This is a genomic window from Alistipes sp. AF48-12 (assembly GCF_003477565.1).
Taxonomy (GTDB): Bacteria; Bacteroidota; Bacteroidia; order Bacteroidales; family Rikenellaceae; genus Alistipes_A; species Alistipes_A hominis.
In genome coordinates this window covers 146,792-158,844 of the sequence record NZ_QUDJ01000001.1, presented here as the reverse complement: position 1 = coordinate 158,844, position 12,053 = coordinate 146,792, and the positions used below count along the sequence as shown (strand labels likewise).

Sequence of the window (12,053 nt, the reverse complement as noted above, 5' to 3'; positions counted from 1 at the left end):
CCGGAACGGCGTATCAGAAAAAAACGAAATATGGCAGTGCAGATGGATCAAGCGACGGCCCGGCTCGGGTCGGAGCGCGTAGGGAAGTTATTACTCGATTATTCCATTCCGGCGGTGATCGGGATGGTGATGGCGTCGTTGTACAACATCGTCGACAGAATTTTTATCGGGCAGGGCGTGGGCCCGTTGGCGATTTCGGGGCTGGCGTTGACTTTCCCGCTGATGACGCTCGTGATGGCGATCGGTACGCTGGTCGGCGTTGGCGCGTCGGCTCGGATATCCATCGTACTGGGAATGAATGATGTGCGTTGGGCACGTAATATTCTGGGGAACGCTTTCGTGCTGACGTTTTTGTTTTCGGCGGTGCTGATTACTTTTTCGATGCTCTACTTGGACGATATCCTGTTGGCGTTCGGCGGCAGCGCGCAGACGATCCCGTATGCGAAGGATTACCTGCGGATCGTGATTCCGGGGAGCGTCCTGTCGAACCTCAGTTACAGTTTCAGCGGGGTGATGCGGGCCACCGGTTATCCGCGCAAGTCGATGTACACGATTCTGATCGGCGTCGGGCTGAACGTGATCCTCGATCCGGTCTTCATTTTCGGATTGAATATGGGGATCGAGGGGGCGGCCGTCGCGACGGTCATCTCGATGTTTGTCAGCATGTTGTTCGTGATGAGTCACTTTTTCAACACCAAACACCAGGTGCATTTCCGGGTCGGTTGTTTCCGGCCGAAGGCCCGGATCATCCGCAACATCGTTTCGATCGGCATGGCCCCGTTCCTGATGAACCTGGCGGCGAGCGTCGTCAACATCATCATGAACAACCAACTGGTGCGCGAAGGGGGCGACCTGGCGATCGGAGCATTCGGCATCATCAACAGCTTCGGTATGCTGATCGTGATGTGCGTGCTCGGGCTTTGCCAGGGGATGCAGCCGATCGTCGGCTTCAATTACGGCGCCGGAAAACACAAACGGGTCAAAGATGTGCTGCTGCTGACGATCCGGATCGCCACGCTGATCGTTACGGTCGGTTTCCTCGCTTCCGAACTGTTTCCCCGCTGGCTCGTCAGGGCTTTTACCGACGATCCCGATCTGACGGCTATGGCCGTGCACGGGATGCGGCTGGGGTACTGCCTGTTGTTTCTGGACGGTTTTCAGATCGTCGTTTCGGTATTCCTGCAGTCGATCAGCAAGGCTCAGAAGGCCGTTTTCATGGGGTTGTCCCGACAGGTGATTTTCCTGATCCCGGCGCTCTATTTCTTTTCGCGCTGGTTCGGCCTGACCGGAGTGTGGCTATCGATCCCGGCCGCCGACCTGCTGGCGGCCGTTGTGGCGATTCTGTTCCTGCGCAGCGAAAGACGCGTATTTTATCCTTCTTCCGGCCGACGGGTATGATTGTTGCACGTTCGAAAATCCGTAAACGATTTTTAAACACATCAATCACATGGAAAAGTTCAATGTACAACCGGGCACGAAAGTGGCCCCCGACCGGTTTCATATCACCGTTATGGAGGAAGGGCCCTATCTGGTTTACGGACAGCCGCCACTGAAACAACAATTCATGTTGCCGAACCGCGAAGGCGAAATCTGGTATTACAAGGCGGGCAAAGAGTATGCTACCCAAGACGAACCGACGGCGCTGTGCCGTTGCGGCGCGTCGAAGACCAAGCCGTACTGCGACGGTTCGCACGTGCATACCGACTGGGACCCGTCGCTTACCGCATCGGAAGAACCGCTGCTGGATGAAGCCGAGTCGTTCGGCGGTCCGGAAGTGGCGTTGACCGATAACCGCGAGTATTGCGCTTTCGCCCGTTTCTGCGATGCGAAGGGGCAGGTGTGGAATCTGGTAGAGGAGGAGGGCGAACGCGCCCGCGACCTGACGATCCGCGAGGCGGACCGTTGTCCGGCCGGACGTCTTTCGGCGTGGCTCGACGCCAGCCATCCGCACGAACCGCATTTCGAACCTTCGCTCGGCCTGTTGGAAGATCCGCAGCGCGGGTGCAGCGGCGCGTTGTGGGTGCGCGGCGGCATTCCGATTCAACGCGAAGACGGGTTTGTCTACGAGATCCGCAACCGGGTGACATTGTGCCGTTGCGGCCAGTCGTCCAACAAGCCGTACTGCGACGGGACGCACGCTTCGATGGGGTTTCGCGACGGATTGCCGGGAAAGCCCGAGCCGGACGGCGAAGAGTGGTAGGGTATTTCGAAAGCTTCGTCGCTGTTTTCGAAAATAATGTTTGTCGGAGGGAAATTTTTCCCTCCGTTTTTTTATGCCTGTCGAAATCGTTCGGAAAATCCGCGAAAAATGGTAATTTTGTCGAACTCCCCGATTTTATGACCGCGGGAGGATGCGGAAAACCTAAATAACTGAATTGAATTTATGAAAAAACCGAGTGCAAAAGTTGCGGGCCTGCTATTGGCGGCCTGTCTGGTCGTTTCCGGCGCGTCGTCTGCGGCGCGCGGAAGCGCCGGAATCGTTCCCGGAAAGCTGACCTGCGAATACCAGACCGACCCGTCGGTCGTAGACGCGCAGCATCCCCGCTTGTCGTGGATCAATACCGCTGCCGCAGGCCTTCGCGGCCAGGAGCAGCGGGCATACCAGATCGAGGTGGCCTCTACCGAAAAAGCGTTGCGGGACGGGATGGCCGATCTGTGGAACAGCGGGAAAGTAAAAAGTCCGCAGTCCACGCTGGTGAAATATGCGGGAAAGCCGTTGCAGTCGCGCGAGACCTGCTGGTGGCGGGTGCGCGTGTGGGATGGGAAGGGCAACGTATCGGCGTGGAGCGAACCGGCCCGCTGGAATATGGGTATCCTCGATCCGTCGGAGTGGAAATGCCGCTGGATCGGCGCGCCGTGGCAGGGCGAGGAGTCGCTGGAGGCTCTGAGTCAGGACGTGCCGCCTCCGGCCCCGTTGCTGCGCAAGTCGTTCGGCGTGGATAAGGAGGTCGCTTCGGCTTACTTCTACGGAACCGGCCTCGGTTATTTCGAGTTGTATATGAACGGCGAAAAGGTCGGCGACGACGTGTTGGCTCCGAACCAGACCAATTACGGCAAGCGTCCCGGACTCGAAAAACGCGGGATTCCGGTCGAGGATAATTTCAGGGAGTACCGGGTGATGTACGTCGGATACGACGTGACCGACCGGGTGCGCCGCGGCGAAAACGTGCTCGGAGCGATTCTCGGCAACGGTTTCTACAATGCGAAGATCCATTGGGTAATGGCGTTCGGGTCGCCCCGCTTTTTCGGGGAACTGCATATAACCTATGCGGACGGAACGCAGGACGTGATCCTGAGCGACGGGTCGTGGAAAGCGTCCGAAAGCGCGATCGTCTCCGACGGGGTCTATTCCGGCGAACACTACGACGCCCGCCGCGAACAGCCGGGGTGGTGCGCTCCGGGATTCGACGACTCGGCCTGGCAGCCGGTCGCGCTGCGCAAAGCGCCGGAAGGGAAGCTCGTCGCCCAGAACGGTCCGCCCGACCGGGTGATGGAACGGCTCGAACCGGTGAAGATCGAAAAACTCGGCGAAGGTCGTTACAAAGTGGATTTCGGACAGGAAATTTCGGGCTGGCTGCATCTGAAAGACGTCGAAGGCGCTCCGGGACAGAAGATCGACATTCGTTACATCTGCGAATCTCCGGTCGGTTCGAACAGCTATACGATGAAGGGCGGCGGCCCCGAGTCGTACCACACCCGTTTTACGTGGTATGTATTCCGTGAAGTGGAACTCAGCGGCTGGCCCGGAGAACTGCGTCCGGAACAGGTGACGGCCGAGGCGGTATATTCGGACGTGGCTACGACCGGCTGTTTCGAGTGTTCCAATCCGCTGTTCAATACGATCAATCGGATCTGGTGGCGCAGTCAGACCGATAACATGCACGGCAGCGTGGCGAGCGACTGCCCGCACCGCGACGTTCGGCCTATACGGGCGACGGGCAGGTCGCGTGTGTGACGGTGATGCATAACCTTGATGCCGCGGCATTTTACAACAAGTGGATTCGCGACATGTGGGGGGCGCAGAATCCGGAGACGGGTTACGTGCCCAACGGCGCGCCGTGGCAGCCCGGCTGCGGCGGCGGCGTGGCGTGGGGAGCCGCGATGAATATCATGCCGTGGGAATTCTACGTGCACTACGGCGACCGCGACCTGCTGGCCGGCAATTACGACGCGATGAAGGAGCAGATCCGTTTCATGCAAAACTGGGTGGGCGACGACGGCGTCATGCTGATGCAAACGCCGAACCAGTGGATGAACCTCGGCGACTGGTGTCCGGCCTTCGATTTTCCGCCTGCGGAAATGGTGCATACGTTCTACCTGTGGCGTTGCGCCGATTACACGGCCCGCGCAGCCGAAGCGCTCGGCAAGACGGACGATGCAAAGGCCTACCGTGAGCTGGCCGACCGGACGGCTGCCGCTTTCCACAAGCGTTTCTACGATCCGCAGAAAGGAACTTACGGCCGTTACGGAGGAAATATTTTCGCATTGCGGATCGGGGTTCCCGACGAATACCGCGACCGGGTAGTGGCGTCGCTCAGGCAGGATATTCTCGACAACGGAGGTCATCTGGATACCGGCATTTTCGGCACCCAGTTCTTCTTCGAGGTGCTGGCCGAGAACGGATTGGGCGAACTGGCTTACGAAGCGATGAACAAACGGGACTATCCGAGTTTCGGTCACTGGATCGACCAGGGCGCCACGACGACTTGGGAACAGTGGAACGGCGAAAATTCGCGCAACCATCCGATGTTCGGCGGTTCACTGACCTGGTTCTACCGCAAACTGGCCGGCCTGAACGCCGACCCGTCGCAGCCCGGTTACCGTCATATCGTGTTTCGCCCGCAGCCGGTATCGCAGATCGACTGGGCGAAGTACGCCACGGCGACTCCTTACGGGCAAGCGTCGGTCGACTGGAGCAAACGGGGCGGTCGGTTTACGATGACGGTCGAAGTGCCGGTAGGCTGTACGGCTACGGTGTGCGTACCGGATGCGAAAGCCCCTTCGGCCGTTCGCACGGACGGAACCGGTAAGAAAGACGGGAATATCGTTTATAACGGCATGAAGGACGATTACGCCGAATATACGGTGCGTTCGGGCAAATATACCTTTACGGTGGAATAGCCCGGACGGTCGCGATCGACGGAAACGGAGGCGTGTAAACGCCTCCGTTTTTGTATGGAGATAAAAATGAGGCGTTTATTCCGTCGATTGCGGAAATTTTATTAAATTTGAAATCGGAATATTCATAAAATACTAAAACTTAGACCGATGAAAAAAATCTTCTTGCTGTCTCTATTGGCTGCCGGTCTGGCCGGATGTTGTAATTCCGGACAGAAGCAGGCGGCGGAACAGGCTGTCTGGCCGAAACTGCAGGCGACCGGCGAAATGCCGATCCTGGCTTGGCACAGCATCCCGTCCGACTGTACGACGCTCGAACGTTTCCGCGAAATGAAGGAAACCGGGATCACACACAGTTTTACCAGTTACCCCGATGCCGATGCGATGCAGCGGGCGCTGGATACGGCGCAGGCGGCCGGCGTCAAACTGATCGTTTCGTGCCCGGAGCTCGAAAAGGAACCCGAAGCGACCGTGAAACGCTTTATGAACCATCCGGCGACGGCGGGTTATTTCCTGCGCGACGAGCCGAACACCGAGTCGTTCGCCGAGTTGGGCCAGTGGGCGAAACGGATCCGCGCCACCGACGACGCGCATTTCTGCTACCTGAACCTGCTGCCCACGTACGTTTCCCTGGAGGCGCTGAAAGCCGACAGCTACCGCGATTACGTGCACCGCTTCGATCAGGAGGTGCCGTTGCAGTTGCTGTCGTTCGACCATTATCCGGTCGTAGGCCGGATGCTGCGTCCGGATTATTACGAGAACCTGGAGATCTTCTCGGACGAAGCGCGCCTGGCCGGGAAACCGTTCTGGGCCTTCTCGCTGGCGACCGCGCACGATCCGTATCCGATCCCGGATCTGGCCCAGATGCGGTTGCAGATGTTCAGCAACCTGGCTTATGGGGCCCAGGGGTTGCAGTATTTTACTTACTGGACTCCGGGAAAGAACCCGAATTGGAATTTCCACCACGGGCCGATCGGTCTGGACGGCAAGCGTACCGACGTCTATGACAAGGTGACGGAATTGAACCGTGAGATCAAGGCGCTTACCGGCGTGTTCCTCGGTGCGAAAGTGCTGTCCGTACGTCATACCGGCGATACGATTCCGCAGGGAACTACTCCGTTGGCGGAGCTGCCCGCGTCGGTCAAGAAGCTGCAAACGACCGGAACCGGCGCCGTCGTTTCCGAATTGCAGAACGGAGACAACCGGTTCCTGGTAATCGTCAACCGCGATTTCAACGACCGGATGCAATTGGATATCGAACTCGATCCGTCGGCGAAGCGGATTCTGAAAGACGGTTCGATCGTTCCGGCGTCGCTCTACTCTTCGACGTTGATGGTCGAGCCGGGGGATGCCGTAATTTATATGCTGCAATAGGATGAAAAGAGTACGGATAAATACGCTGTTGCTGTGTTGTGCCGCGACGCTGCTGGGGGCCGGAATCCTCGGCGCCCAGCCGAAACTGCCGCAGAAGGAGATTCCGATCTTGGCCTGGTACGGCATTCCGGCCGACGAAGCTACGGTGGAACGGTTCCAGGAGCTCAAGGACGCCGGATTTACCCTCAATTTCAGGGGGTATTCCAATGCGGACGAGGTCGTGAAGGCGCTCGATGCGGCCCAAAAAGTAGGGGTTAAGATAATCGCCGCCTGTCCCGAATTACGCAACGATACGGAGGCTACCGTGAAACGCTTTATGAAACATCCGGCGTTGGCCGGATATTTCCTGCGCGACGAACCGCTCAGCAGCGATTTCCCCGCATTGGGCGAATGGGCCCGGAAAGTGCAGGCGGTCGATGACAAGCATTTTTGTTACTTGAACCTGTTCCCGAACGGCGGCAAGGAGCATCTCGACGCGCTGGGCGTTCAAAGTTACCGCGAGTACGTGTCGCGATTCGACCGGGAGGTGCCGATGCAGTTCCTGTCGTTCGACCACTATCCGATCACGTACGACGGCATGAAGCCGGAATGGTACGAGAACCTCGAGGAGTTTTCGGACGAATCGAAAAAGGCCGGCAAGGATTTCTGGGCGTTCGCCATGGCTACCAAGCATTGGAAATACCCGCATCCGACCCTCGCCACGCTGCGGCTGCAGATGTTCAGCGACTTGGCTTACGGCGCACAAGGCCTGCAGTATTTCACTTACTGGACGCCCGTGAATTCGGAGGGTTTCGACTACGAGTTCGGACCGATCGGCCTGGACGGCAGGCGGACGGTCGCCTATGATCTGGTGCGGCAGGTGAACGGGGAGATCAAGGCGCTGTCGGGCGTTTTCGCCGGGGCGAAGGTCAAATGGGTGCGCCATACCGGCAAAACGATTCCGCGCGGTACGCAGCGGCTGACCAAGTTGCCCGAACCGGTCGACGTTCTCGAAACGGAAGGGTTGGGAGCCGTGATTTCGCTGCTGGAAAACGACGGTCGCACGTTCCTGGTGATCGTCAACCGCGATTATCAGCAGCCGATGAGGCTGATCTTCTCGGCCGATCCGTCCGTAAAACGTATTCTGAAAGACGGTTCGATCGTATCGGCCGGAGATTATACTCCGGCGATGAACGTCGATCCGGGCGATGTGGCGATCTATATGTGGTAACGTTTGTGCGTTCCGTTTTCGAAAAACCCGCTTCATCAGAAGCGGGTTTTTCGTTTCGATCCGATGCCGTTCGAGGGTAAATTCTTATTTTTGCCGACAAAATCGGAATGATCGGTATGAAAAGTATGCGAAAATGCGCCGTCCTGTTTGCGGCGGTATTGTTGGCCGCGGCGTCCGTGCGGGCGCAGACGGTCGATACGGTGGAGGTTTACAGTCCTCGATGGACAAGAAGATCAAAAACGTCGTGATCCTGCCGGCCGGGTACGGTCGGAACGCCGTCGGCCGTTACCCGGTGGTGTATCTATTGCACGGGTATAATAATCGGTACGACAGCTGGTTGCGTAAAACGAAGCCCGAACTGCCGCAGACGGCTTCCGCTTTCGGGGTGATTGTCGTGTGTCCGGACGGCGAGTCGAGCTGGTATTGGGACAGTCCGGTCAATCCCCGCAGCCGTTACGAGACTTATGTCGGGACGGAACTGGTGGCTTATGTGGATGCGCATTACCGGACGTTGCCCGACCGCCGCGGGCGGGCGATTACGGGGTACAGTATGGGCGGGCATGGCGCTCTATGGCTCGCTTTCCGGCATCCGGACGTTTTCGGCGCGTGCGGGTCGATGAGCGGTGGAGTCGATATCCGGCCTTTCCCGAACAATTGGAAAATCAGCGAGCAACTCGGTCCGTATGCCGAAAACCGGGCGGTGTGGGACGAACATACCGTACTCAGTCAACTGTACCGCGTGGTGCCGTTTACCGATGCGAACCGGGAGGTGGCCTCGACGAAAGCCCGGCCGGTCGATTACGGCTTGCAGCCGGGACAACTGGCTATCGTGATCGACTGCGGGACGGAAGACTATTTTTTCGAGGTCAACCGGCAGCTCCACGAGCAGATGCTGTATTATCATATTTCCCACGACTACATCGTGCGGCCCGGACAACATACGCACGATTACTGGCGCAGCGCGGTCGAGTACCATCTGTTTTTTTTTCGGCGTTTTTTCGATACGCAACAGAACCGGTCGGGAGAGCCTATTTAAACAGCAGTGCCTTGTACTCCGGGTGTCTTTCCAGATAGACTCCGACGAACGAGCAGGACGGGATTACTTTCAGCCCGTTGTCGCGGGCGTAGTCGAGCGCGCTGCGTACCAACCGGGAGCCGTAGCCGCGGCCTCCGAGCATCGGCGATACGATCGTGTGGACGATGTCGATCCCTCCTTCGACCGGGACGTACTCGAGGTAGGCCCGGTGTCCTTCGCCGTCGATTTCGAACCGGCGGCGCTGTGTGTCGTGAATGATCTCCATAAGCGCAGTTTTTAAAGTCGTCGCGGCAAACGGTGTGCCGCTTTCCCAAAGATAAGCGAAAATCGGGTTTTCGCAAACGGTTCTCCGTTTTCCGGATCGCCGGGAAAACGGCAATCCGGAAAAATTTATTACTTTTGTGCTATTACGGGCAGAAGGTGCAAATTACCGGCGCTTTCGGTGCTCCGGCCGGTCTTTTTACGAAAGACGTTCCCGGCCGGAAATGATCCGGCGCCTAACAACATATATTCGGATGGATTGCAAAGAGTGTAAAAATAAAGATGCGAAACCGACGCTCGACATCGGACGGGGCTGCGAGTTCTGCCGGTGCGGCGGAGAGGTTTCGGCGTCGCCCTGTTCGGGCTGTTTTAAGTTGCATGCCTACGACTGGCTCGAGGGCATGCCGGAAGTTTTCCCGGACGATATTTTCGAGGTGCGCTTTAAGAATACGCGGAAGAGTTATTACCGGAATGTCAACGGCCTGCCGCTCAAACGCGGCGACATCGTGGCCGTCGAGGCCTCGCCCGGACACGACATCGGGATCGTGTCGCTGACCGGCGACATGGTGGCCCGGCAGATGAAGCGCGTGGGGTTCAATCCGCAGAACGGCGAATTCAAGAAAATTTACCGCAAGGCGAAACCTTACGACATCGAAAAGTGGCAGGAGGCGATCGGTCTCGAGCACGAAACGATGATCCGTTCGCGCCAGATCGCGGCCAGCCTGAACCTGAATATGAAGATCGGCGACGTCGAATACCAGGGCGATAAGATCAAGGCTATTTTCTATTACATTGCCGACGAACGGGTCGATTTCCGCGAGTTGATCAAGGTTTTCGCCGAGCAGTTCCGCATCCGGGTCGAGATGAAGCAGATCGGGGCGCGGCAGGAGGCCGGGCGCATCGGCGGGCTGGGGTCCTGCGGCCGGGAGCTGTGTTGCGCGTCGTGGATCTCGAATTTCGTATCGGTGACGACCAACTCGGCGCGGCATCAGGAGATTTCGCTGAACCCGCAGAAACTGGCCGGACAGTGCGGCAAGCTGAAGTGCTGTCTGGTGTACGAACTGGATACGTACCTGGACGCCCGCAAGGATTTCCCGCGCGTCAACCAGCCGTTGCAGACGATCGAAGGCGATTACTTCCTGGTGAAAAGCGATATTCTGGAGCGCACGATGTGGTTTGCGACGGATCCGGGATCGCAGGCGAATCTGGTTGCGCTGCCGGTCGAACGGGTGCGCGAGGTGATCCGGATGAACCAGAAAGGAAACAAGCCGGAACGGTTGAGCGACGCTTCGCCCGTATCGGTCGATATCGAACCGACGTTTGCCAACGTGGTGGGCGAAGAGAGCCTGACCCGTTTCGATAAGCAGCAAGGACGGCGCAAAAACCGTAAAAAGCGGAAAGCGCCGGCCGGAGCGAGTCAGAGCGGCGATGCCCGTTCCGGATCGCCGAAAGGGGCGAGGGAGCAGAAGCCGGCTTCGGGGAAACCGGAAAACCGGCGTTCCGATAAACCGGCGCCAGGTCAGCAACCTGCCCGCAAACAGCGCGTTCCGGCCGATGCGGCCGGGGGCGCTCCGGCGGCCCGCGAGGATGCGCCGCGTCGCAACAACGGCCGTAATCGCCGTCGCAATCCGAACGGAGGACAGAACCGCGACGGACAGCAGTCCGGCGGCGGAAAACAGGAAAAAGGTGGCGCCGGCGAGTAAAATCGTCCGGAGGTTGCCGGGACTGGTTTGCCTGGCGACTATGGTGTCATGCCTCGCGCCGCAGCAGGCTTCGGTGGCGGAAACCGATCAGTACGGATGGAACCGGTCGGAGCGGGTCGCCGTCAGTTTCGAGAATACCGATACCGCGTCGCTGCGGACGATGGATGTCGTCGTGCGGTACGGCAGTAATTTCAGTTACGACCGGTTGGTATTGGCCGTGACCACCGTAACGCCTGCCGGGTATCGCTGGCGCGATACGGTAGTGGTGCACGTGCCGGACGGGCATCCGGGGTTGGGGCTTTACCGGGACGTCAGCCAGGCTTACCGCAGCGGGGTGTGCCTGTCGCGGCCGGGCAGTTACCTGTTTCAGTTCGAGCCGTTGATGCCCGGCGAAGAGGTGGAGGGCGTTGCTGCCGTCGGAATGGATATTTATTGAGTAGAGATTCCCGGAATACCGGATCGGTTTCCGGATCAGTCGAAGAGGATCGAATGGGAAAAGATAAGATCAGACGTTTTGCGGAGAATGCCACGTTCCGTTGTGTCGTTCAGCCTGGGTTCGAGGAGGTTTTCCGGAAAGATTATGCGTTGAAAGGGAAGTGGAACCGCGATTTTTTCGGGAACGACCGACCGATCGTTTTGGAATTGGGGTGCGGGCGCGGCGAATATACCGTGGCGTTGGGCGAACGTTTCCCGGAACGGAATTTTATCGGGGTGGACGTCAAAGGCGCCCGCTTGTGGCGCGGGGCCAAGACCGCGACGGAGAACGGAATGAAGAACGTGGCTTTCCTGCGTACGCGGATCGAATTCATCGATTCGTGTTTCGCTCCCGGCGAAGTCGATGAGATCTGGATCACGTTTCCCGATCCGCAACTGAACAAAAACCGGATCAAAAAACGGTTGACTGCCCCGCAATTTCTGGCTATGTACGCCCGCTTTCTGCGCGAGGGCGGCATGATCAATCTGAAGACCGATTCGGTTCACCTGCACGAATATACGAAAAATCTGGCCCGGGGCAACGGACTTCCGGTCGCCGCCTGCTGCGACGATATTTACGGGACGGGATTCGCCGACGAGGTGCTGTCGATCAAAACCACTTACGAACAGCGTTTTTTGCAGGAAGGGCTGCCGATCACCTACCTGCGTTTCGGGTTCGGAGACCGCCGGGAGTTCGAGACGATTCCTTTTGCTCCCGACGAAGCGTTGCTGTCGGCCGGAGTTGCCGTACAGCGGTAATTCTTTAATAATTTATCATCCGGGGCGTTCCTGTCGGGACGCCCTGTTTCGTATTTGCGGGGCGGGGATCGGCACAATAATTGAGTTTACGGAGACCGTCCGAGGACGCGTATGCCCG

General features: G+C 58.3%; 11 protein-coding genes. 10 read left to right on the top strand and 1 reads right to left on the bottom strand.

Annotation, left to right across the window (positions count from 1 at the left end; all coding sequences use genetic code 11):
- Positions 1-30: 30 nt before the first annotated feature.
- From DW082_RS00765 to DW082_RS00740, 7 genes are all read left to right on the top strand, one after another.
- On the top strand, positions 31-1,398 hold the full coding sequence (locus DW082_RS00765) for an MATE family efflux transporter (RefSeq protein ID WP_101572198.1): 1,368 nt from the start codon (positions 31-33) through the stop codon (positions 1,396-1,398).
- Between the two features lie 49 nt (positions 1,399-1,447).
- Entirely contained in the window at positions 1,448-2,200 is a 753-nt protein-coding gene (locus DW082_RS00760) for a CDGSH iron-sulfur domain-containing protein (RefSeq protein WP_101572199.1), read from the top strand.
- 183 nt (positions 2,201-2,383) lie between these two features.
- Positions 2,384-3,955 carry a family 78 glycoside hydrolase catalytic domain gene (locus DW082_RS14795; RefSeq protein WP_409049063.1) on the top strand — a complete coding sequence of 524 codons (1,572 nt, stop codon included), beginning with the start codon at positions 2,384-2,386 and terminating at the stop codon, positions 3,953-3,955.
- Between the two features lie 5 nt (positions 3,956-3,960).
- Positions 3,961-5,121: an alpha-L-rhamnosidase C-terminal domain-containing protein gene (locus DW082_RS15395; RefSeq protein ID WP_409049065.1), complete on the top strand. Its 1,161-nt coding sequence runs from the start codon at positions 3,961-3,963 to the stop codon at positions 5,119-5,121.
- A 147-nt stretch (positions 5,122-5,268) separates the two neighbouring features.
- Positions 5,269-6,492: a beta-galactosidase gene (locus DW082_RS00750; RefSeq protein WP_259335442.1), complete on the top strand. Its 1,224-nt coding sequence runs from the start codon at positions 5,269-5,271 to the stop codon at positions 6,490-6,492.
- Between the two features lies 1 nt (position 6,493).
- The gene (locus DW082_RS00745) at positions 6,494-7,702 is read left to right on the top strand and encodes a hypothetical protein (protein WP_070103354.1); all 1,209 of its coding nucleotides are present in this window, start codon (positions 6,494-6,496) and stop codon (positions 7,700-7,702) included.
- Positions 7,703-7,922: 220 nt separating this feature from the next.
- A complete protein-coding gene (locus DW082_RS00740) occupies positions 7,923-8,738 on the top strand; it encodes an alpha/beta hydrolase family protein (protein WP_310648285.1) in 816 nt (271 codons plus the stop codon).
- Here DW082_RS00740 and DW082_RS00735 read toward each other — a convergent pair.
- Entirely contained in the window at positions 8,731-9,003 is a 273-nt protein-coding gene (locus DW082_RS00735; RefSeq protein WP_118456905.1) for a GNAT family N-acetyltransferase, read from the bottom strand. The genes DW082_RS00740 and DW082_RS00735 overlap by 8 nt on opposite strands.
- Before the next feature lie 250 nt (positions 9,004-9,253).
- Here DW082_RS00735 and DW082_RS00725 point away from each other — a divergent pair, with 250 nt between their 5' ends.
- From DW082_RS00725 to trmB, 3 genes are read left to right on the top strand one after another with little or no spacing between them, the layout of a single operon-like run.
- Positions 9,254-10,702, top strand: coding sequence for a regulatory iron-sulfur-containing complex subunit RicT (locus tag DW082_RS00725; protein WP_118456901.1), 1,449 nt, complete (start codon positions 9,254-9,256; stop codon positions 10,700-10,702).
- A complete protein-coding gene (locus DW082_RS00720) occupies positions 10,686-11,138 on the top strand; it encodes a hypothetical protein (RefSeq protein WP_145996528.1) in 453 nt (150 codons plus the stop codon). The genes DW082_RS00725 and DW082_RS00720 overlap by 17 nt, the downstream gene beginning before the upstream one ends.
- A 53-nt stretch (positions 11,139-11,191) precedes the next feature.
- Entirely contained in the window at positions 11,192-11,935 is a 744-nt protein-coding gene (trmB, locus tag DW082_RS00715) for a tRNA (guanosine(46)-N7)-methyltransferase TrmB (RefSeq protein ID WP_055205755.1), read from the top strand.
- Positions 11,936-12,053: the final 118 nt, after the last annotated feature.